We start from the raw sequence: 21940 nt of genomic DNA, 5'->3' as shown, positions 1-21940 counted from the left end.
CCTCCTCGAATGCATTATAGCATTTATTCTTCATTAAGTATAAATAGTGCATTCTGACGGATTATGCTATAATTTTATAGAATTTAAAAAGTATATTAAAGGTGGTTCACTCATGGAATTTTTCGAATTAATTAAAGCGCTCATCCTTGGTATCGTTGAAGGATTAACAGAGTTCGCTCCCGTATCATCAACCGGACATCAAATACTTGTTGATGATATGTGGTTACAAACAAAACAAGTACTTGGCAGCCAGGAATCTGCAAACACATTTAAGATTGTGATTCAGCTTGGTTCAATTTTTGCAGCAGCCTGGATTTTCCGTCATCGTTTCTTAGAAATGTTTCATCTTGAAAAAGATAAAACACCACATCCATCCGGAAAAAAACTAAATTTATTACATGTCTTTATCGGGTTATTACCTGCAGGAATTATGGGTCTATTATTTGATGATTTTATCGATGAGCATTTATTTTCTGTACCAACTGTATTAATCGGTTTAGCATTAGGGGCATTCCTAATGATCGCTGCAGATCTTTATGCTAAGAAAGTCCCTAATCCAACAACAGTAGATGAAATCAGTTACAAAAATGCATTAATTATCGGTATCGCACAATGTTTAGCATTGTGGCCAGGTTTCTCTAGATCAGGTTCTACTATTTCTACAGGTGTTCTGTTGAAGATGAATCATAAAGCAGCAAGTGACTTTACTTTTATTATGGCAGTACCCATTATGTTTGCGGCAAGTGCTAAAAGTTTAATCAGCAATATCGATTATATCCAGAGCAATCAGATTATGTTCTATATCGTAGGTTTCATCGCTGCATTTATTTTCGGTGTATTATCCATTCAATTATTCTTAAATTTAATCAATCGTGTTAAATTAATTCCTTTCGCAATTTACCGTTTAGTATTAGTTGCTGTCATCGCAATTTTATATTACGGATTCGGCATTGGACATGGAATTTAACGATACTTTTTAATACAACTCCCACGTGAGTTGTATTTTTATTTCACTTTTTCATAGTGAAAAAAGTGATTTTTATTATATTTCTGATTCAATAAGTGATATAATAAATCTATTATTTACACCACACCTTTAAGGAGCATTTATGCCACAAAATTCGTTAGACTATCAAATGTATCTTGCGCAGCGTGAGATTATTAAATTTTATAATCGAAATTTATTAAAAGACAAACAATTAAGTTACCAACATTATCTCGTGTTAATGGTATTGCATGAAGAAAAAGTGATGCCGGTTCTTCAACTTGGTGAACGCCTGGCATTTCAATCTGGAACGATTACTCCCATCTTAAAAAAGATGGAAGCGCGTGGTATCGTCTCTCGTCATAGAAGTGATGCGGATGAACGTATCGTGATGATTCAACTGACTGAGGAAGGTGAATCATTAGTCAAAGATTTATATAAAGTGCCTCTACAAATGTTTAAAGCAAGTAAATTAGAAGCTGAAGACTATAAAAAACTTATGGCATATAGCAAGAAAATAGTAGACAATGTCACATATGAATAGTTTTAAAAGATAACGAAGTTATATAAATAACTTCGTTATCTTTTTATATATAAGGGTAAATACTATATAATAATGACTATTAATAGGTTAAAAGGAGAATCAGGCTATGAAAAAAGAAACGATAAAATCAGTAATAAATGTAGCTGCTTTAATATTAGTACCCCTTTATAATGAACGTCATCGCATAAAAGATCATGAAGAAGTTCAAAAAGCGACTGCTTTATCATTGAAAGTGATGGATACTACAAAAGAAGTTGGCGTTAAAACGAAAGACAAAGTTGTACATACCTCTCATAATGTGGCGAAGGCTGCTCATACTGTTAAAAGTGCAACAGCGGGTACAGCTCAATTTGTGAGCCAAAAAGCACAGGATAGTAAGAAAAAACACCAATATAACCAACAAATGAATTTATATAAAACGAACGAGAAATTAGCTCAAAAAAATGAAAAGAAACTTCAAAAAGAAATGAATAAGTTAGACAAGAATTTATCTAAACATATTGAAGATCGTCGTAATGAAGAAGATAAAAATATAAATGCACGACAAAAAGAGCTAAAAAAAGAAATGAAACAATATAAAAACTATGAAGCAAAACTACCTGAGGAAAATATTAATTTTTCGCCTGTGCAAGTGAAAAAAGTAAATCACAAAGATCAAAAAGCTATCAATCATCTTGCAAAGAAATTAGAAGCAACAATGAACACACGTCACGCAGAAGAAGATAAAATAATCAAAGCGCAACAAAGCGCGATGATCAAAGAAATGAAAAAATACAAAAACCATAAGTTTAACACGCCAATACAAAAGCGTTCTCTATTTAACTTTAATCAAAACGTTTCAAACAGTCGTGAAGAAACAAATGCTAGTAATAAAATCCAATCACTATCACAACCATTTGTAAAAAATACAAATGTATCTGCATCTGCTACGCCACAACAAGAAAAGACACAAAAAACTGCTGTAAAAGCTGAAGAAAACTATGATAATGCGCAGTTATTTGAAAAGCATCGTCAGTTGATGGCACAGCAAATTGACAATCGTTAATCGGATTATTGTCGATGCAGATAGTTCTCCTGTCATTCAGGAAGTGATTCATGTCGCTGAAAAGTACAAGCTCAAAGTGTTGCTCGTTAAAGACTTCTCACACTTTACAATGCAGGATTTTCCTGATTTTGTTGAAACGAAATATGTTGATACAGGCAACGATAGTGCAGATTACGAAATTAAAAGGATTGCTACGAACCATGATATCGTCGTTACTGGAGATTACGGTTTAGCGAGTCTATTAATCAATCATGCTATCGTGATGCATCACAATGGCAATATGTATACGAAAGATAATATCGATTTATTGTTATTAACACGTTATCATAATCAGATTGAACGCAATGCAGGAAAAAGAATTAAAGGTCCTTCAAAGTTTACAATGAATGATCGCCATAGTTTTGTAACTCATTTAGAACAATGTATTGAAAAAAACTTAGCACCTTAACTGCTAAGTTTTTTTGATAATACTTTTAATTTTGATAATCCTTGACGCACAATCCGTTTCTCATCTTTAAATCCTGATTTAATAAAAGCATAATATGCATCATTATTTACATTTACCATTAAATAAATCGCTGTAATTTCTGGATGATGTTCTAATAAATATCGCTCTAGTGCTGCAAGCGATGCTTTAAAATAACCTTTATTCTGCTCAGAAAAATTAATTGAAAGGCCACGTAAGTATACTGCATGTTGAGGTGCACCAATCTTCTCTAATATCTCGCCTGCCTCTAATGCAAATACACCGATGAGACGGTCCTGTTCTTCAATGATAAATGGGATGTATTGTGGTTTATTTCGTGTTAGTATAAATCTTGGATGACCTGCATACAACATTTGTCTTGCTGGTAATTCATAATGACTCAAATCGATGTCAGTTATTGTGTCTACCGGTTTAATGTTAATCAAGATATTCACTCCATTTCATTACAACTTATAATACCATAAAAGAAAGGATTTTTTACATGAAAAATATCGCTGTATATTGCGGATCAAATAAAGGCGTTCATCCTAACTATGAGATATTTGCTTCTGAACTTGGCAAAACACTCGTAAAAAATAATATAGGATTGGTTTTTGGTGGCGGTAAAGTTGGTTTAATGGGTGTTATTGCTGATAGTGTCATCAATAACGATGGTCGCGCAATTGGCGTAATCCCAAACTTTTTACAGGAAAAAGAAGTGGCACACCCAAATCTAACGGAACTTTATACTGTAGATACGATGCATCAACGTAAAGATATGATGTCTTCATTATGTGATGGTTATATCATGATGCCAGGTGGCGCCGGAACGCTTGAAGAATTTTTCGAAATATTTACTTGGGCGCAACTCGGCTTGCATCAAAAACCAATTGGCATCCTGAATGTCGATGGTTTCTATAATCCATTAATCGAAATGTTAGAAAAAATGATGCAGGATGGATTTATCGGTGAACATTATCGTCATCTTGCCATCGTTGAAAGTGATCCTGATACATTGATTGACAAGATGAACAATGCAACACCCGTAAGTGTTAAGCGTTATGATGAAAAATAATCTTGTTCGCTCAACACTTTAATACCATTTCTAATTAACAAGGCGGTTGTAACACCTACGCCTTGTTTTTTTGTGCCGCTAAATGTGCCATCATAGATTTGATTGTTACCACAACTTGGACTATTAGCCTTTAATATAACAGTATCTATATTTTCAGTTAATAGTATCTTTAATGTTGCTTCTGCACCTTTTACAAATGCTGCAGTTACATCTTTATTGCCAGCCGTCAGCACTTTTGCCTGTCCATCTAATACATCAAATCCGTCTCCACCGATAATCTCTGCTGGTTCACGTGGTACATTTAAGCCACCCAGAAGTTCGGGACAAGCATGTATCGCCTTGCCTTCATTTATGAGTTCTATAAGACGTGTATCACCTTGCGAGCCACCATCATATCTTACATATGCTCCTATTAAACAACTACTGATTAATATCATTTATATCACTTCCAGATAAATATTTATGAAATAACACTTGTTCATTCAATGGATGACGCTCATTTATCAATGGATGTTGAAATGAACGAACAAATGTCATATTTAACTTTTCCATTATTCTTCTGCTCGGTCTATTCATTAAACTTGTATAGCTATATACTTCTTTAATGCCTTTTTGTTGAGCATAGTGTAATACACCTCGTGATATCCTTGATGCCAAAATGCTTTTCTTAGACGCCAGCCAATCTCATAACAAGGCATAAAGGGTAGATTAAAATGTCTTGTCGGAATTAAATACTGCATCCCGATAAAACCGATAAATTCATTTGTTTCTTTCAAGGAAACTGCGAAAAGACCTAACTCATGTTGTGTAATTTCAGCCTGCATGATATAAAAGGCAATTTCACTTCTCGCACTGCTCATTACATCCGGAAAATAACGTCGTACATCAAAATCACTATTCATTGCCTGAAATTTCGGTAAATCACTTTCCTGCCAATCTCTAAATAATAATCTCTCGGTCTCAAAATATATCATGATATCCTCCTGTTGATATAAATATACCAAATTCAACGTCTAACTTAAATGAAGACATTGAAAAAGAGTGAAACAAATAAAATTGTTTCACTCTTATAATAAATTATTTATAAACAATAATTTTTGCTGTCGTTTTATCTTTTGATTCTCCAACAACTTTTACTTTTAAACCATGTTTTGGTAAGATTTTACCTGCATGAGGTTGTGCTTTATTTGAATAATCTTTGCTGTCATCAAATAAAGCATTTGCAACTAATGATTTATCCACTAACGTAGATGTTTCATCTAATGTAATTTTCAGTGGATCTTGTTTTGTTAGACTAAATGCTGCATCACGCATCTGCCATTGTGTTGATGCTGGTCCTGGGCTTTCTCCATCCCAAACAAGTGCGTTTTGATCGGCATCAACGACACCTACATAACCTTCACCTGGATGTTTACCAACGTGGTTGTCACTAAATGATTCATCGACATATTCTACGATTAAACCTGGATTGTATGTTAAGAATCCGTCGCCACGTTTAATATGTGCTAAACCACCATCAATCTTATTATGACTTCTCCATTGTAATAAATAATAGTTTTTACTGTATTTCTTACCGTCAGATACACTGAATCCATTTAATTCAAACTTCGGTGTAGTTTCAGCGCCATCTTCTAAGACGACCTTACCATCTGCAGTTACTTTTAAGTTATCTAAATATAATCCTGGTGCAATAAATCCACTATCAGTTTTATAAAGTACACGCAACTGAACTTTTTGACCGGCAAACTGATCTAGATTGAATTTAGCTTCAACAAATCCATCACTTTTACCATCGATACCATTACCCATATTAGATCCGCTATTATCAGGGTCATCATTATTCGTAATATTACCTTCTAGATTAGTCCATTTCTCACCATCAGTAGAAGCCTGAACATATGCATAGTCATAACCTTTTTCAATATCATACCACGCATCAAATGTGAATTCAGCAGATTTAGCGGCTGTTAAATCAACAGAAGTTGACAGTGTTGTTTCTAAATCATTATCAGAACCACTATGATACAATTTAGAACCAGATTTAGGCGTTACAATGTTAGTAACTTTATCTGGTAACGTTACTTTCACTGCATCATTATTCGTACCTTTCGTTGTCGCTTCATCCAATAAAAACTCCTGTGGTACACTCGTTACATCTTTAATATCTACCTCACTACCTGTCTGCCAGTTACCACCATGAAAATCCTGTAACATTTCCTTCATGTATGGATCAAATCCTGTTGGCTCTGTACCAGGGATTTTACCAGCCCAGCTACCACTTGACATGATTGACCAGAATGAAACAGGTTCACCTTTACCTGAGTAAATTGTATCGTACTCATCTGGCAAGCCTAAGTCATGTCCAAACTCATGTGAGAATACGCCCGCAGCACCATCCTCAGGTTGAATCGTGTAATCAATTACTGCAAGCTCTCCTCCGAAGCGATCCTGACCTGATTTCGTATTTGGAATAGTATATGGCTCACCTTGTTCGTCAAAGTCTAAACTCCAGCGATGACTCCAGATAGCATCTGTACCTAGACGACCCCCACCAGCATCTTCACCAGGTGATGCGTGGATGATCATAACGTGATCGACGATACCATCCTTTTCATTTAATACACCATCCCCATCAAGATCATATCGATCCCACTGATCATATTCCTCTAAATTAACGTTAGGATCTTTCGCTGCTGCTTCAAGCGCTTCTTTCACAAGTTCCTTCGGTCGTTGATCATTTCCATCAGCATCCGGATAATTTCCACCGTAATATGCTGCTTCATGTTTTGCTGTATACCAGCCATGCACTTCTCCGTCCAACGCGTAACTGCCACCTGACTGATTATTATAATATTGTTGCATACTTACTAATGTTTCTCCATTAGGACCTTTATATCCATCTTTACTAAACACCATGTCCTGGAAATGACTCATCGGATAGTCTTCATAGAACATATCTGATTCTTCTTTAGTAATTGTAGAGTTTTTATAATCTGGAAAGTCGATTGCTAAAAGTAAGACTTTGTCTGTACGCTTTTCACCTGAATACACTTCAGGTACTACTGATGGTAAATTTTTAGCGTGTCCTAATTTTTTCCCTTTACCTTTTGTATATTTATTTTGTGCATTTTGTGCATTTTTCTTTGTTGTGACTTTATTATATTTCTTATCGAATGCACCTTTATTTCTTATGTATTTATTAGACTGTTCCTGCTTATGTTTTAGAAATTGTTGTACTGCTTTCTCTGCTTCAGCTCTCGATGCTGTTTTAGAAAGTATCCCTTCTTTTTGTAACATCTTAATTAATCGTTCTTCATTTGCAACACCCGCATCGAAACCACTGCCACTCATCGTCTGTACTTTCGTATCAGCATATGCTGCACCGCTTGTTAAACCAAGACTTGAAAACCCTAAAGATAACGCAAGTAGTGAAGAAAATAATTGTTTTTTTCTCATCGCTTAGCCCCCGAATGCTTTTAATTTTTGTTTCTGAAATTATTATCTTCTAAATTTTCAGAATTGTAAATATATTTTTTAACATTTTTATTATTACAAATATGTAACAAAAAAAACAGGACAGCAATTACTGTCCTGTTCTATCAAAATATTTACTTGAAAATACTGATTTTCGCTACTGTTCCATCAGTATTTTGATCTTCAACTTTAATCTTTATACCAAGTTGTGGCAATATACGACTACTGTCTGGTACCTGCATGCGCTCTCTAGCAGATAAACTATAGCGTTTATCTGTAAATAAAGTTACAGGTTTAGTCGATTTTTTCTTAAAGAAATAATTTTTTGCTTTGTTAAACTGACCATAACTTTTCGTATTAAATGGTGCATCAAACACTTGCGTATCTGACATCGGTATTAAACCATCTGGTGTTGTGATATTAGATGGACTAGCATCAACGACACCAACTAAACTTTTACCAAAGTGTTTAGATAAATTTGCGTTATCCGGGTACGTTTCATTTACATACCAGATTAATAAACCTTTACCATATTGATTGATGCCAAAAGGATCCTTAATATGCGATAGTCCTTTATCCACACCGTTATGTGAACGCCATTCTAACAGATAATAATGATTGTAGTTTTTCACCTTACCATTCTTATCTTTCTTTCTTATAGGTGGTAAATTCACTTTCACAACATCATTATTAACACCTTTAATACTTGCCTGATCTAATAAATAATATCTTTTTTTCGAAGAAATATTCTTATAGTTTACTTCACTACCTAGTATCCAGTTTCCACCGTAAATTTGTTGTAAATCTGACTTTGCAAATGGACTTAAACCGACTGGTTCCATACCGGGAATAATGCCGGCATCTGCGCCATAACTCATCAACGACCAGAATCTTACTGGTTCTCCGGCATGACTATTTGCATTCGGCGCTGTGTCATATTCATCAATTAAACCAAGCATATGGCCAAATTCATGTGAGAATGTGCCTACCGTACTATCTTCAGCTAAAATACCATATTCAGCGATTCCAAGACGATTTTTATAGAATTTTGAATGTTTGCTATATGTTCCAGGGATTGATTTTGGATTGCCATTTTTTGATAACGCTACTTCAGAAACATGTTCCCAAATCGAATTCTGTAAGAACTTACCACCGCCTTCACTCTCACCGATACCACTAAATACAACGACAAATTTATCGATGATGCCATCCGGTTCTTTCATGTTACCGTCCTGGTCTAAATCATAATAATCATATTGATCGTATTTACTCATATCGATACTTTTATCTTGAGCTGCATGCGTAGCTGCTTCCATAATTAATTCAGTTACTTTTTCATCTTCATTATGTCCATAGTAATTTAGAGGATGTTTCGCACGATACCATCCTGTTACTTGCCCTTGTAGTTCTAAACTATTTCCAGACACGTTCTGATAATACTTTTTGATAGAATCATACTGTTTCTGATCAGGTCCTGTAATTGAATCACCAAAGAATAACTGCTCATAATATGATTTATCATAAACTTTACGATAGTTTTCAGTATCAGCTTTTGTCAAAGTAGAAGCTGGACTATTGCTAAAATCCATCATCACGACGAGCACGTTTTCTTTCATCGGTTGTTCACGATAAATCCTTTTCTTAAATGCCGGCACTTTATTTGCAACAGTAGAACTCGATTTAAGTACTGGTTCATTCACTTTAATCTTATCGGTATTATCAAACTTAATTTCTTCTTCTGTCTTTGGTACTTGTGTATTAGTGGCATATACCATACTCGTTGGTAACAATACAGTCGAAATAGCTGCTATTGATAATGTTTTAATGAATTTATTCACTGCCTTACCTCACAATCATCTTTTCTTTTTGTATTAATTTATTTTTCGCATATATATTAATCGTAATCTCACCGTTCGCTTCTCTAGCTATCTTACCATGAAAATAGCTATGAAAACGATTTTCATATTTTTTAGTATCATAAGCGCGCGATTGTCCGGGCGGATTGCCATCAAAAAGGCCGACTTGCTCACCATCAGCATCAATCAGTTCAATTGAAACTTGATTTAGCTGTTCCTGAGTATATACATCCACGGTGAAACGCTGACCGATACTTACCGTCTTTGGATACTGTACGTCAATTTTATTTCCTGTTATCGTTTTATCCTGTGTGGTTTTATTATCTGTATTATCTTTTTTATTTGTTGATTTATTATTCTGTTGATGCTTGCTACTTGATACAGCTATACGCTTTGTGTCTTTGCCAAAACTACCCGGTTCAAAAGTTGATGGATTATACCATTTATAATCATGTCCAGGTGTTCCCCAAGGTTCACGTTTCGGTTCAGTTGATTGCTCTGGTATTTCAAATTTTAACACTTTCGTAGGTTTATCTAAAGAAACCTTACCCTTTAACGAAGAATAGTCTTCTTGTTTCATCATCCACTGTATGAGATTTTCCATTAAAACTTGATGATCCATCTCGCGAATTCCATCGTATGTCTGCTTTTCCTGACCATTATCTTCACGCACATATTTTGGGGTGCTATCTTCAACGATTGATGAATCACCGATAAATACGGCTTTACCTTTCCCTAGTTTACTAATCACAATAAAGGCCCCCTCATCTTTAAAACCATTTGTATAGACCCCTTGATCTACCGCATGCGACCATTTATCATTTTTTGATAATTTTTCAGGGTAGATGATACCTTTAGCGATTTCAGGATTAGTTATCATGATTGTGCTGCCGGCATGCATATTTACTTTCTCAACATCATCAAGCAAACCGAAAGCATTATCTTCATCCTTCGCCGACAATACGACATCATCTAATGCATTATATCTGAAACGTACTCCAAATGTTTCACTTAGAAAGTCGCTTGAAATAACATCTTGCATTCTATCAGCATTTATTTCATCCTGCGACATACCTTTTGTAATATTGTGAAATGCACCACGTCGGTATCCATTAAAAATTTCCGAAGCATCAAAGCGATTTAAGTTTCTGTCAGCGTTATAATGATCTGCAATCATCATGATGCTACCACCACTATTGACATACTCTTTAATCGCTTGTTGCTCACTTGCTTTTAAAGGTATATTAGGTTCTGGCATAATAAATGCTTTATATCGTTTTAATAATTTCAGTGTAATCTCTGTCTGATAATCTGTAGAAGCAGTAGTAAAACCTAACTTATTAATGTCATCATTAAACGTAGAAAAGCCACCATCGATAACCCAATCCGCTTCACCAGCAGTCACGCCATGTGAAGCATCAAATAATATTTCGCTTACGTTATTAGATTTAAGATTTGTTGTGTTAGATTCATTTGATGAATTACATGCAGTCAGAAATATCGTTGCTGCAAATAGTACTGTGATTTTTTTCATAAGTATCCTCATTAAAATAGTGTATTAATATATATTATGACATATACATTAACACACTACTGTAAATTTATTATTTTTATTTTGTATTGTAAGAAATTAATCTCACTTTCACTTTGTCAGTTTGCAGATTGACGTCAGCATCTTTCGGTGTTGTTACTGTTACATCCGTTAAATCATCAGATTCATTGAATTCATAAGTAACTAAATAACTTTCAAAATCCTGATCAAAGTTTGGTTTCTGTGCAACGATGCGATTGATATCTCCGTAGCTATCTTTAACAGTATAACCCGTGATTGCTTCAAGTTCACGCGCTATCTCTGATAATGTAAATGATTTACCTTCCAGCAGTACAAATTTCTCTTCATGCATATTGAACGCCTCCGTAGTCTTTTCTTCTATATTCCCGATTCTATCAGTAAAAAACATTCAAAATATCCATCTTTTTAACTACTGAATTACATATCCTTTTGACTGCGTATCTGTTTTATCATTCATATCTTGTGATTGGGATACGCCACCTTTAATAAACAGAAGCGCTTTACCAGTTTCAACTTTTTTATAATCTTCCTTATTAATTGCGATTGATTTATAGCTTATCGTTTTTTCCTTTGGCGCATATTCAGTATAGTTATTTTTACTTTTCTTCATTGAACTTTCCTGTAATTCTGGTGGTATGAAAGAAGCGTTCTCAGAAAATATTTTCTTATCTCCTAAATCCAGGACACCGATATTATTATAATATAACGGCTTATCTAAAGTATTCTCTGCAGTTACTTCATAGATTAGTACATAACCTTCTGTCTCACCATCAAATAGAACGACCTGATCTTTAGGCATATCTGTTACTTTAAATATTTGTATACGGTTAATTGATGTCTTCATGCCGGCATCATTAAAATCCAGACCGACGTTACGAATCGATTTAATCGTTTGAATTTTACCATTTGTACTTGCTGCAATTGTATTGGGCATGGTTGCTTTATTTCTTGCCTGTGCTATTTTCTTTTCTTTTTGTGCACGCACTTTAGCTTCCTGTTCAGCTTTTTGTTTTGCGATTAATCGATTGCGTCTATCGATAGCCTCCTGCTTTTTCTTCGCAGCTTCTTCACGCTTAATCTGTGCTTTTATTTCAGCTTCTTTTTCTTTTTTCAGCGTATCTATTTCAGACTGCTTTTCTTTAATTTCTTTATCAATCGATTTATTATCTTCCTGTAACGATTTATATTCTTTTTCTGATTTATCTTTTTGCTGCTTTAATGATTCAATATCTTTTTTAATTGCTGTTGTATCATCATTACTACAGCCCGTTAAAAATAAAGCACCTGAAATTGCTAAGTACGCAAAGTTTTTCAAGTTAATCCCACCTTCATCATTCTGTCTTTATTTTAACATAGAATATAAATTTCGTATGGAATTAACATTTGGTTAAAATCTTATCTTTTGCTTTATAAAAAGAAATAACGAACAATAAGAATATATCAATACGAGGAGGAATATTTATGAAATATAAAATTATTCATAGCCCTGTATCAAAAAGCACACCGAATCACATGATTCTTCCAGTTATCGTCTATCAGAATGTTGAAGGAGATTTTACTGAAATATTTAAAAATAATCAATGGACAGATATATGGACAAATGGTGTATTTGACTATCATCATTTTCATCCTAATACACATGAAGTGCTTGGTATCGCTTCAGGTGAAGCAACTTTGATGATTGGTGGTGAATCAGGAAGTCAGTTAAAAGTAAAACAAGGTGATGCATTATTACTCCCTGCAGGCTATGGTCATAAACGTATCGCAGCAAGTGAGGATTTTAAAGTTGTCGGTGCATACCCAACAGATATTGATGTTGAATCGTTAACAAGTTATGAAGACATCCAAACAATTAACAGCACGATAAATAGTGTAATGTTACCAGAACATGACCCTATCGAAGGTGACAAAGGTGTAATGTTTAAAGAATGGCACAATATTTATCATTGTAGTACTTACGTGAAATAATGATAAAAGGAGCAGAAATTTAATTCTGCTCCTTTTATATTAAAACCACTTCTTTATTCGGAAATAGCCTATCATTCCAACCGTAATAGCAATCATCACAATCCATACTGCCAAATATCCGTATTTCCAGTGCAATTCAGGCATGACATCAAAGTTCATCCCGTAAATACCTGCAATTAAAGTCAGTGGCATAAAGATTACTGAATATATTGTTAAAATTTTCATGATATTATTCATTCTAAAAGAGTTCAGCGAAATATAATTATCACGAATATCCGCTGTCATCTCACGGGAAGATTCAATCATCTCTACCTGCTTAATTAAATGGTCATTAATATGATGCAGAAATATTTTCTGTTTCTTACTTAATGCCAATACTCTGCCTTCTAATAGTCGATATACTAAGTCGCGCATCGGCAATACTGTACGTCTAATCAATAAAAGATCTTCTCTCAAATCAAACGTCTCATCTATTAGATTCTCGGTTGAGATATCTACTGAATGTCTATCTTCAAACGAGAATACTTTGTCTTCTAAGTCATATACGAACGGGAAATAGTTATCGACGATGGCGTCAAGCGTTTTATACATCACTTCATTTGTCGTAACCTTTTCATTCGGCTTTTTGTTCAGCATTGAATGCCAGACTTTATCGACCTCTTCAGAAGCCTCTTTATGATAGGTCACAATAAGGGTTGAATTGATAAAGATATCAATTTCTTCAGGTTTCATCGTACGCAAGTCAATTGCATGAAAGACGAAAAATAAATAATCATCATATTCTTTATATTTCGGACGTTGCTTAACCGTCGTTGCGTCTTCAATAGATAATGGATGAAAGTGAAAAAACTGACTCAGTAGTAGATTCTCTTCTTTTGTAGGTTCACTCATATCCACCCACAGCCATTTCGGCGTTACTTCTATATCATAGGGTGAATCACAAACATGCAACGTATTCATTTCATCAATATAAAGCGTTCTAATCATTTTGCACCTCTATTATTTTTATCATTCGATTACTATGCTCTTTAAATTGATAGCCTAATCTCTCATTTAATTGTCTCATCGCAAAATTTTTAGGGTCAACGTCACTGTAAATAATACCAATGTGTTGTTCTTTTGCGATTGTTTCAACATAGTACTTAAGTTGTATCGCGTATCCTTGATTACGATATTTCGGATAAACAAATGTTGATTTAATATGTATTGCACCATCTATTGCATACCAAATATATGCACAGATTTTGTTGTTGTGTTCTATGACTGTAATCTGATCATGCTTATGCTTCATCAGTAATTGAATTGATTCATATCGCAAATCAATATCCAAAGGTGTTACCTTATATGATGAATCGTAAGCTAATGGGATATTTTCATGTAATGCTGCAATTTCTTTTATCTTATTTGTTTCAGTTAACGATAATTTTCTCATGTTATTTCACCTTTTTTATTGTACATGGATATGTTTGATAACTCCACACTAAACTTGAATGTTATTGCAATCTAAAGCTCTAACTCTTAGCTGTTATATATACAAAATTCAAAAAACTAGTGTGTACCATTACAGATAAAAAGCTTTAAATCAATGTTTCTAAAAAAATTAACCGTTTTCAAAATAAATGTGATTATTTTCACGAAAGTTGTTATAATAGTATTGTGAAGTAATTAACATAATGAAAATTTGGAGGGATTAATATGTTTAAAGAAGAAACTAAAAAAACACATGCTTGGGAAGGTTTTAAAACTGGTAAATGGAACAAAAGAATCGACGTTCGTGAATTTATCCAATTAAACTACACTTTATATGACGGTAAAGATGAGTTTTTAGCAGGGCCAACTGAAGCAACGAAGACATTATGGGATCAAGTTATGCAATTAACAAAAGAAGAACGTGAACGTGGTGGTATGTGGGATATGGATACAAAAATACCATCTACGATTACATCGCATGACGCAGGTTATTTAAATAAAGATCTTGAAACAATTGTCGGTGTTCAAACTGAAAAACCTTTCAAACGCTCTATGCAACCATTTGGTGGTATTCGTATGGCAAAAGCTGCTTGTGAAGCATATGGCTATGAATTAGATAAAGAAACTGAAAAAATATTTACAGATTACCGTAAAACACACAATGCTGGTGTATTCGATGCTTACTCTAAAGAAATGTTAGCTTGTCGTAAAGCTGGTGTCATTACAGGTCTTCCAGATGCTTACGGACGTGGACGTATTATCGGTGACTACCGCCGTGTTGCATTATATGGTGTCGATTTCTTAATGAATGAAAAACAAAAAGACTTCAATAACTTATCATCAGTAATGTCAGAAGACATTATTCGTTTACGTGAAGAAGTTTCTGAACAATATCGTGCATTAAATGAATTAAAAGAATTAGGTAATATTTATGGATTTGATATTTCTCGTCCAGCAGAAAACTTTAAAGAAGCTGTTCAATGGACTTACTTAGCATACTTAGCAGCAATTAAAGAACAAAACGGTGCTGCAATGAGTTTAGGTCGTGTATCTACATTCTTAGATATTTATGCAGAACGCGATTTAAAAGCTGGTACAATTTCAGAAATCGAAGTACAGGAAATCATCGACCACTTCATTATGAAATTACGTTTAGTTAAATTTGCACGTACACCAGATTACAACGCATTATTCTCTGGAGACCCTACTTGGGTAACTGAATCAATCGCTGGTGTCGGTATTGACGGCCGTCCTTTAGTTACTAAAAACTCTTTCCGTTTCTTACATTCATTAGATAACTTAGGTCCAGCACCAGAACCAAACTTAACTGTATTATGGTCTACACGCTTACCTGAAAACTTCAAAAAATACTGTGCAAAAATGAGTATTAAAACAAGCTCAATTCAATATGAAAATGATGATTTAATGCGTGAAAGCTATGGCGACGACTATGGAATTGCTTGTTGTGTATCTGCAATGAAGATTGGTAAACAAATGCAATTCTTCGGTGCGCGTGCCAACTTAGCAAAAACATTATTATATGCAATCAACGGTGGGGTTGACGAAGTAAGTGGCGCTCAAGTTGGACCAAACTTCGCTCCTATTACTGATGAAATTTTAGATTACGATAAAGTGTACAAACAATTTGATCAAATGATGGAATGGTTAGCTGGTGTTTATATCAACTCATTAAACGTGATCCATTACATGCATGATAAATATAGCTATGAAAGAATTGAAATGGCTTTACATGACACTGAAATTATTCGTACAATGGCTACAGGTATTGCAGGGCTATCAGTTGCAGCCGATTCATTATCAGCAATCAAATACGCTAAAGTTAAAACAATCCGTAACGAAGAAGGATTAGTTGTAGACTTTGAAACTGAAGGAGAATTCCCTCAATACGGTAACAATGATGCACGTGTCGATGATATCGCTGTACAATTAGTAGAATCATTTATGGGCAAATTACGTAAACACAAAACTTATCGTGATTCAGAGCATACAATGTCTGTACTTACTATCACTTCAAACGTAGTTTATGGTAAGAAAACAGGTAATACACCTGACGGTCGTAAAGAAGGAGAACCATTTGCACCAGGTGCTAACCCAATGCACGGCAGAGATAAAAATGGAGCTTTAGCTTCATTATCATCAGTTGCAAAATTACCATATGACTGCTGTAAAGATGGTATTTCTAACACATTCTCTATCGTTCCTAAGTCTTTAGGTAAAGAAGATGATGCTCAGCAACAAAACTTAGTTGGTGTACTTGATGGATATGCGATGCAACATGGTCATCACTTAAACATTAACGTATTTAACAGAGAAACTTTACTTGATGCGATGGAACATCCAGAAGAATACCCTCAACTTACAATCCGTGTATCAGGATATGCTGTAAACTTTATTAAATTAACAAGAGAACAACAATTAGACGTAATTTCAAGAACATTCCACGAAAAAATGTAGAATATAACAAAGCACTAAGTAGTTAAAGGACGGGGATTTAAATGATTAAAGGACATATTCATTCAGTAGAAAGTTTAGGTACGGTAGACGGACCTGGTTTACGCTATATATTATTCACACAGGGTTGCCTACTGCGTTGCCAGTTCTGTCATAACCCTGATACTTGGGAAATCGGTGCACCTTCAAGAGAAGTTACTGCTGATGAAATTGTAGAAGAAGTAGTTCCTTATATCCCCTACTTTAACGCTTCAGGTGGTGGCGTAACTGTTAGTGGTGGTGAACCGTTACTGCAGTTACCATTCCTTGAAGAGTTATTTCCAAAGTTAAAGCAGCATGGCATATCTACTTGTGTTGATACATCAGCAGGTTGCTTTAATGAAACCCCAGCATTTATGCATCACTTCGATGAAATGCAGAAAAATACTGATTTATTTCTATTAGATATTAAACATATTGATAATGAGAAACATTTGAAACTTACAGGAAAACCGAATACTCATATTTTAAGATTTGCTCAAATACTTTCAGAAAGAAAACAACCTGTTTGGATCAGACATGTACTTGTGCCAGGTATAACAGACGATAAAGAAGATTTAATCAAACTCGGCGAATTTATCAATCGTCTAGAGAACGTAGAAAAATTTGAAATACTTCCTTATCATCAACTTGGGGTACATAAATGGGAAGCATTAGGTATTCAATATCCATTATCTGATATTGAACCACCGAGTGATGAAGATGTAAAACATGCATATGATCTTGTAAACTTTAAAGGTAAGACGCCACTAAGTAATTAAAAGAAGCTTCCAGCTTTTGCTGGAAGCTTCTTTCGTATTCACTATTTCTATGTTAGTCATCCTCATATGTATCGAGCAACATCATTTCATCATAATTAATCGATTGTCTGAGTTCTACTGCTAAACTTGTCGTTATTTTTCCTCTAGCTAACAGACGGTTGACTAAATCTTTCTCAGCATTTAATACATCTAGTGCAAATAACGTTTCGTCATCTTCTAATGTCTCACTTGTTGCATTTCGTTTTAATTGATTCACCCTATTTAAATAATTATCTGATACTAATGCAATTTCCACACGATTGTCTAAAGTCATTTCTTCACTTAAACGCTGGACGACATTGTAATGAACACGCGCAGCGATCTTTTGAATTTCATATAAATTATTCTTTATCGACAAAGAACTTGCCTGATTAATACGATTTGCAAACTCTTTACGTTTGCGGTGCATTCTAAATAGAAACAGCATACGTCTAAAAAAGTTTGTGGAATGGAATATTTTCGAACGCTCAATATATTGAACATAGTTATTAAATGAACTTTGAGTAATTTCATTTGAATCAATCATCTCATCTAAAGTCTTCATTTCAACATTCATCGCAATCGCATGCAGGCGATCAATTTCTTTAGGACTATGATTTCTATCAGTTACTTCACTATAGAAACCAACCTGCATTGTATATTGTCTGATTAAATTTCCAGCTATCATACTATTTTCTTCAGTCGTATTGTCATGAATATATTTAATACCGTATTCTTTTAACTTAATACGTGCATCATTAAAGCTAAGCATTGATTCATCAACAGCTTCTTTAACTTTCGGCGTCAATATTGGCAGGAAGATTTGTGCGACTACTAAACTGATGACAATAACACCTGCTGCGATAAATAATAAATTATCTCTATAATTAAATACTTCTCCATTAACAATTTCTCGGGGAATCGTCAATGCGATGGCCATAGAGATCGTCCCATGTACACCACATACAGTTGCAATCAATGCATACTTAAAACGATTTGGTCGAACTTCTTTCTGATCAATATTCTCTCGTTTTAAGATACGCTCGAAACGACTTTCCCGAATATAGAACATATCATATAGGAAAAATACCCAGATAAATCTAAAGAAGTAGACAAGTAGTGCAATAATAAGCATATACATCACTGTTGAAAAGATATCTTCATTACCATGTTCAACTAAAGAAGTAGTCACTTCAGGTATTAAATAACCAAGTAACGTAAAGACGAATCCATTTAGTACAGTTGATAATAATCCCCACGTATTGTTATAACCCATCTGTAAACGCGTCGTTGCCTGACTCATCCTATCACGTTCGATACCGTGTACGATACCACCAATTACAGCCGCGATTACGCCTGACGCGTGAACTTGTTCCGCAATTACATAAATAATAAACGGTGTTAAAAGCTGAATTAAAATAAAGATATATTCATTAAAAAATCCTTTTCTGATTAAGAAAATTCTTAGCTGTACAAACAATAGACCGACAAATAGACCTATCAGTAAACCACCTACAGTTGCAATAAAAAACTGTGAGACAGATTCACTAACGCTGAATGCACCAGTTGTTAACGCGAGCAAAGCAATCTTAAAGCTTAAAATACCAGCAGCATCATTAAGTAATGACTCCCCTTCAAGTATCGTCATCAAACCTTTAGGCAGCTTCTTACCTTTAGCGATTGCCTGCACTGCTACAGCATCAGTAGGACAAATGATTGCAGCGAGTGCAAAACTTGCAGCGAGTGGCAGAAATGGCATCATCCAGTGGACAATATAACCTAATCCAATCACTGTTGTAAATACCAGTCCCATTGCCATTAAGATGATTGGCTTTAAATATTTTATAAAAGTTAATCTTGATACATGATAGCCTTCTAAAAATAATAGTGGTGCGATAATGCCCATTAAGAAAAGTTCCGGTTCAAATTCTACATGTAAAGGTACTGGTGTTAAGAATATTAGCATCCCGATAATGATTTGGATAAATGCTAACGGTACCTTCGGAAAATAGTAATTAACAATCGTAGAGACAATGATTGCAAATACAAGACTTAAAATAATAATAAAACTTTCCATTTGTCACCTCTATTTATCTTTAATGATAAATAATTATACCCCTAAACGAATCAATATCACATAAAAGTTTATCAAAATTAAAAAAAGTAAGTAGTCTACAATCAACTACCTACTTTTAAATTAATCTATTAACAAATTATTGTGTATCACGAGATGGTCCGTAAATAGGAGGTACTCTTAAATCAGCTTGTCTCATTAATACTGTCATTTGACCTCTATGATGTGCCTGATGAGCAATCATAGAATAAAGCAGATGACCTTTCGGCATATTTTGACCGAAGAAATCAACATCTTCAATTAAACTTTCGTCTGTTAATGAAGCATCGTAAGCTGCTAATGTATTATTATATATTTCTTCTGCTGCACTTACCATTTCAGCAACCGTTTCTGGTTTAGCAGAATCAAATGTTGCACCTTCTACTTTTAAACCGGCACGTTCGGCAAAACCTCCGACACTTGAAATGACGTGCCATGCAATCTCACCTAAAGTACGATCTAATTCTGATACCGCTTGATCTAAAGACTCATCAGTTAACTCTTTTAAACACGCGATTGTCGTATTTGCTTCCATGCGATATTGATTAATAAAATCCTGTTTAATACGAAACATTGAAATGCCCCCTTCTTAATAATACTTTTAATATACCCTCATTCCTAATGAAATACCATTAAAACGAAAGAACCACACATTATAATTATATAATTTGTAATATTGACACAATATAATAAATTAATATATGATATTAAAAAAGGAAGGAGTGATGTTTTATGGCGAAATTTAATCTGGTAAATGCTACATTTTATTTCGTCATGGACATTACTCGCTAATTTATTGCTCGTATACCCGTGACGAATAATCGCCACGGGTATTTTTATATATAAAAGGAGCAATATAATGGAAATTTTAACTCAATTAGGATATAACGAAGAACGAAAGAAACAAGCAAACGCTATCGATGAAAAATTACTTAAAGCACGAATAACTGTACAACATAAAGGAATGTATCGCGCACTCACTGAAAATGGCGAATACCTCGTTCAGCTCTCAGGTAGAGATAAATTTAGCAGTCGAGATCTTATAGAAGTACCGGCAGTCGGAGATTTTGTGTTAATTAAGCCATTTCCAAATGAATATAAAGGTATTATTCAACATATATTACCAAGAACACAACAATTCATCAGAAATGCTGCAGGCAATCAAACGAAACCACAAATAATCGCGACGAACATTGACTATGCATTCCTTACGATGAGCTGTAATGATAATTTTAACACCCATCGATTAGAACGTTATTTAATTGCTTCATATGATTCAGGTGCAACACCAATTATCATTATGACAAAAGCTGATTTAATTACAGAACTAGATAAAGAAATTATGATTGCAGAATTGAGCAATGTAGCTCCAACAGTACCAGTATATTTTGTGCGTCATGATAGTGATAATCATATAGAAACAATTAGAACTTATCTAAAAGAACATAAAACAGGCACTTTACTCGGTTCTAGTGGTGTAGGAAAATCTACGTTGATCAATCGATTATTAGGAAAAGACGTTATGGATACAGGCGAAATCAGATTAACTGATGATAAAGGAAAACATACGACGACTCATCGTGAACTCCTTGTACTAGATGATGGAGGAATATTAATCGATACACCAGGAATGCGTGAGTTCCAGCTTTGGAGTACCGGTGAAAATATAGGATTAGTAACTGAATTCGAAGATATAGAAGAACTTATAGCTCAATGTAAATTCAATGATTGTACACATACAAATGAACCAGGATGTGCAGTAAATGCTGCAATAACATCAGGTGAATTAACTGAGGAGAGAATTGAACGATATAATAAATATTTAAGAGAACTTGCATTTGTGGAACGACGTAATAATGAAGCAAAGATGAGTGAGGAACGTAACAAATGGAAGAAGCTAACCCGACAAGGTAAAGCAAATCGTAATGCGAAGATGGGAAAAAGATAATAGTTGAATGAATTGGTGTGATTGGGCTGAAAATGATGTTTTTAGCCCAATCACAGTTATTTTTAATAGAATTTTAACTTCGAGTGGGCTGAATATCATAAATTCAGCCCACTCGAATTATTTAAAACCATAT

The 21940-nt window shown here is 34.4% G+C and carries 22 protein-coding genes; 9 read left to right on the top strand and 13 right to left on the bottom strand.

All coding sequences use genetic code 11. The annotated features are described in order from the left end of the window. The first annotated feature begins 112 nt into the window (after positions 1 to 112). The 4 genes from KFV12_RS03590 to KFV12_RS03575 all read left to right on the top strand — a co-directional run bounded on the left by KFV12_RS03590 (position 113) and on the right by KFV12_RS03575 (position 3022). Positions 113 to 967: an undecaprenyl-diphosphate phosphatase gene (locus tag KFV12_RS03590; RefSeq protein WP_111714238.1), complete on the top strand. Its 855-nt coding sequence runs from the start codon at positions 113 to 115 to the stop codon at positions 965 to 967. 142 nt (positions 968 to 1109) lie between these two features. Continuing rightward, positions 1110 to 1529 carry a MarR family winged helix-turn-helix transcriptional regulator gene (locus tag KFV12_RS03585; RefSeq protein ID WP_111714237.1) on the top strand — a complete coding sequence of 140 codons (420 nt, stop codon included), beginning with the start codon at positions 1110 to 1112 and terminating at the stop codon, positions 1527 to 1529. A gap of 106 nt (positions 1530 to 1635) precedes the next feature. Further along, complete coding sequence (locus KFV12_RS03580) at positions 1636 to 2574, top strand: hypothetical protein (protein ID WP_254257321.1); 939 nt, start codon at positions 1636 to 1638, stop codon at positions 2572 to 2574. Further along, on the top strand, positions 2561 to 3022 hold the full coding sequence (locus KFV12_RS03575) for a YaiI/YqxD family protein (protein WP_242444206.1): 462 nt from the start codon (positions 2561 to 2563) through the stop codon (positions 3020 to 3022). Before KFV12_RS03580 ends, KFV12_RS03575 begins: the two co-directional genes overlap by 14 nt. Here the strand turns inward: KFV12_RS03575 and KFV12_RS03570 are convergent. Further along, positions 3019 to 3486: a GNAT family N-acetyltransferase gene (locus KFV12_RS03570; protein ID WP_254257320.1), complete on the bottom strand. Its 468-nt coding sequence runs from the start codon at positions 3484 to 3486 to the stop codon at positions 3019 to 3021. The genes KFV12_RS03575 and KFV12_RS03570 overlap by 4 nt on opposite strands. A gap of 56 nt (positions 3487 to 3542) precedes the next feature. Between KFV12_RS03570 and KFV12_RS03565 the strand changes: the two genes are divergently transcribed. Beyond that, entirely contained in the window at positions 3543 to 4115 is a 573-nt protein-coding gene (locus tag KFV12_RS03565) for an LOG family protein (protein WP_111714234.1), read from the top strand. Here the strand turns inward: KFV12_RS03565 and KFV12_RS03560 are convergent. The 8 genes from KFV12_RS03560 to KFV12_RS03530 all read right to left on the bottom strand — a co-directional run bounded on the left by KFV12_RS03560 (position 4100) and on the right by KFV12_RS03530 (position 12333). Further along, the gene (locus KFV12_RS03560) at positions 4100 to 4552 is read right to left on the bottom strand and encodes a 2-thiouracil desulfurase family protein (RefSeq protein WP_254257319.1); all 453 of its coding nucleotides are present in this window, start codon (positions 4550 to 4552) and stop codon (positions 4100 to 4102) included. The two genes, KFV12_RS03565 and KFV12_RS03560, sit on opposite strands and share 16 nt — an antisense overlap. After that, positions 4536 to 4667 carry a hypothetical protein gene (locus tag KFV12_RS13265; protein ID WP_302054728.1) on the bottom strand — a complete coding sequence of 44 codons (132 nt, stop codon included), beginning with the start codon at positions 4665 to 4667 and terminating at the stop codon, positions 4536 to 4538. Before KFV12_RS13265 ends, KFV12_RS03560 begins: the two co-directional genes overlap by 17 nt. 23 nt (positions 4668 to 4690) lie before the next feature. Further along, positions 4691 to 5089 carry a GNAT family N-acetyltransferase gene (locus KFV12_RS03555; RefSeq protein WP_254257318.1) on the bottom strand — a complete coding sequence of 133 codons (399 nt, stop codon included), beginning with the start codon at positions 5087 to 5089 and terminating at the stop codon, positions 4691 to 4693. A gap of 103 nt (positions 5090 to 5192) precedes the next feature. Beyond that, positions 5193 to 7571, bottom strand: coding sequence for an immune inhibitor A domain-containing protein (locus KFV12_RS03550; RefSeq protein WP_254257317.1), 2379 nt, complete (start codon positions 7569 to 7571; stop codon positions 5193 to 5195). A gap of 152 nt (positions 7572 to 7723) precedes the next feature. After that, the gene (locus KFV12_RS03545; protein WP_111714231.1) at positions 7724 to 9427 is read right to left on the bottom strand and encodes an immune inhibitor A domain-containing protein; all 1704 of its coding nucleotides are present in this window, start codon (positions 9425 to 9427) and stop codon (positions 7724 to 7726) included. A 4-nt stretch (positions 9428 to 9431) separates the two neighbouring features. Further along, positions 9432 to 10979: a DNA-binding protein gene (locus KFV12_RS03540; RefSeq protein WP_254257316.1), complete on the bottom strand. Its 1548-nt coding sequence runs from the start codon at positions 10977 to 10979 to the stop codon at positions 9432 to 9434. Positions 10980 to 11055: 76 nt separating this feature from the next. Beyond that, positions 11056 to 11349, bottom strand: a complete 294-nt coding sequence (locus KFV12_RS03535; RefSeq protein WP_111714229.1) for a hypothetical protein — start codon at positions 11347 to 11349, stop codon at positions 11056 to 11058. Positions 11350 to 11427: 78 nt separating this feature from the next. After that, a complete protein-coding gene (locus KFV12_RS03530; protein ID WP_111714228.1) occupies positions 11428 to 12333 on the bottom strand; it encodes a DUF5068 domain-containing protein in 906 nt (301 codons plus the stop codon). Positions 12334 to 12479: 146 nt separating this feature from the next. On the opposite strand from KFV12_RS03530, the gene KFV12_RS03525 reads away from it, so the two are divergent. Further along, on the top strand, positions 12480 to 12986 hold the full coding sequence (locus tag KFV12_RS03525) for a cupin domain-containing protein (RefSeq protein ID WP_239242377.1): 507 nt from the start codon (positions 12480 to 12482) through the stop codon (positions 12984 to 12986). Between the two features lie 39 nt (positions 12987 to 13025). Here the strand turns inward: KFV12_RS03525 and corA are convergent, their stop codons facing one another. Then, positions 13026 to 13973 (bottom strand): magnesium/cobalt transporter CorA, encoded by a 948-nt coding sequence (gene corA / locus KFV12_RS03520; RefSeq protein WP_111714226.1) that lies wholly within the window; start codon positions 13971 to 13973, stop codon positions 13026 to 13028. After that, on the bottom strand, positions 13966 to 14418 hold the full coding sequence (locus KFV12_RS03515) for a GNAT family N-acetyltransferase (protein ID WP_111714225.1): 453 nt from the start codon (positions 14416 to 14418) through the stop codon (positions 13966 to 13968). The genes corA and KFV12_RS03515 overlap by 8 nt, the downstream gene beginning before the upstream one ends. 263 nt (positions 14419 to 14681) lie before the next feature. Between KFV12_RS03515 and pflB the strand changes: the two genes are divergently transcribed. Both pflB and pflA read left to right on the top strand, forming a co-directional pair. After that, entirely contained in the window at positions 14682 to 16931 is a 2250-nt protein-coding gene (gene pflB / locus KFV12_RS03510; protein WP_111714224.1) for a formate C-acetyltransferase, read from the top strand. Positions 16932 to 16972: 41 nt separating this feature from the next. After that, positions 16973 to 17728, top strand: a complete 756-nt coding sequence (gene pflA, locus KFV12_RS03505) for a pyruvate formate-lyase-activating protein (protein WP_111714223.1) — start codon at positions 16973 to 16975, stop codon at positions 17726 to 17728. A 52-nt stretch (positions 17729 to 17780) separates the two neighbouring features. Here pflA and KFV12_RS03500 read toward each other — a convergent pair whose 3' ends face one another. Together KFV12_RS03500 and KFV12_RS03495 are read right to left on the bottom strand one after the other, a co-directional pair. Continuing rightward, positions 17781 to 19823 (bottom strand): Na+/H+ antiporter, encoded by a 2043-nt coding sequence (locus KFV12_RS03500; RefSeq protein WP_111714222.1) that lies wholly within the window; start codon positions 19821 to 19823, stop codon positions 17781 to 17783. 136 nt (positions 19824 to 19959) lie between these two features. Then, the gene (locus tag KFV12_RS03495) at positions 19960 to 20433 is read right to left on the bottom strand and encodes a DinB family protein (RefSeq protein WP_111714221.1); all 474 of its coding nucleotides are present in this window, start codon (positions 20431 to 20433) and stop codon (positions 19960 to 19962) included. 285 nt (positions 20434 to 20718) lie between these two features. Between KFV12_RS03495 and rsgA the strand changes: the two genes are divergently transcribed. After that, positions 20719 to 21807 carry a ribosome small subunit-dependent GTPase A gene (rsgA, locus tag KFV12_RS03490; RefSeq protein ID WP_254257315.1) on the top strand — a complete coding sequence of 363 codons (1089 nt, stop codon included), beginning with the start codon at positions 20719 to 20721 and terminating at the stop codon, positions 21805 to 21807. Positions 21808 to 21940 lie beyond the last annotated feature (133 nt).

Origin of the sequence: Macrococcus epidermidis (assembly GCF_024205965.1) — a bacterium.
Taxonomy (GTDB): domain Bacteria; phylum Bacillota; class Bacilli; order Staphylococcales; family Staphylococcaceae; genus Macrococcoides; species Macrococcoides epidermidis.
This window is presented reverse-complemented; position numbering and strand designations above follow the sequence as displayed.

Coding starts and splice junctions, on each gene's coding strand:
- KFV12_RS03590 (WP_111714238.1), top strand. CDS start 113: ATGGAATTTTTCGAATTAATTAAAGCGCTCATCCTTGGTATCGTTGAA.
- KFV12_RS03585 (WP_111714237.1), top strand. CDS start 1,110: ATGCCACAAAATTCGTTAGACTATCAAATGTATCTTGCGCAGCGTGAG.
- pflB (WP_111714224.1), top strand. CDS start 14,682: ATGTTTAAAGAAGAAACTAAAAAAACACATGCTTGGGAAGGTTTTAAA.
- KFV12_RS03550 (WP_254257317.1), bottom strand. CDS start 7,571: ATGAGAAAAAAACAATTATTTTCTTCACTACTTGCGTTATCTTTAGGG.
- KFV12_RS03565 (WP_111714234.1), top strand. CDS start 3,543: ATGAAAAATATCGCTGTATATTGCGGATCAAATAAAGGCGTTCATCCT.
- KFV12_RS03580 (WP_254257321.1), top strand. CDS start 1,636: ATGAAAAAAGAAACGATAAAATCAGTAATAAATGTAGCTGCTTTAATA.
- KFV12_RS03525 (WP_239242377.1), top strand. CDS start 12,480: ATGAAATATAAAATTATTCATAGCCCTGTATCAAAAAGCACACCGAAT.
- pflA (WP_111714223.1), top strand. CDS start 16,973: ATGATTAAAGGACATATTCATTCAGTAGAAAGTTTAGGTACGGTAGAC.
- KFV12_RS03555 (WP_254257318.1), bottom strand. CDS start 5,089: ATGATATATTTTGAGACCGAGAGATTATTATTTAGAGATTGGCAGGAA.
- KFV12_RS03495 (WP_111714221.1), bottom strand. CDS start 20,433: ATGTTTCGTATTAAACAGGATTTTATTAATCAATATCGCATGGAAGCA.
- KFV12_RS03540 (WP_254257316.1), bottom strand. CDS start 10,979: ATGAAAAAAATCACAGTACTATTTGCAGCAACGATATTTCTGACTGCA.
- KFV12_RS03560 (WP_254257319.1), bottom strand. CDS start 4,552: ATGATATTAATCAGTAGTTGTTTAATAGGAGCATATGTAAGATATGAT.
- KFV12_RS03535 (WP_111714229.1), bottom strand. CDS start 11,349: ATGCATGAAGAGAAATTTGTACTGCTGGAAGGTAAATCATTTACATTA.
- rsgA (WP_254257315.1), top strand. CDS start 20,719: ATGGAAATTTTAACTCAATTAGGATATAACGAAGAACGAAAGAAACAA.
- KFV12_RS03515 (WP_111714225.1), bottom strand. CDS start 14,418: ATGAGAAAATTATCGTTAACTGAAACAAATAAGATAAAAGAAATTGCA.
- KFV12_RS03500 (WP_111714222.1), bottom strand. CDS start 19,823: ATGGAAAGTTTTATTATTATTTTAAGTCTTGTATTTGCAATCATTGTC.
- KFV12_RS13265 (WP_302054728.1), bottom strand. CDS start 4,667: ATGGAAAAGTTAAATATGACATTTGTTCGTTCATTTCAACATCCATTG.
- corA (WP_111714226.1), bottom strand. CDS start 13,973: ATGATTAGAACGCTTTATATTGATGAAATGAATACGTTGCATGTTTGT.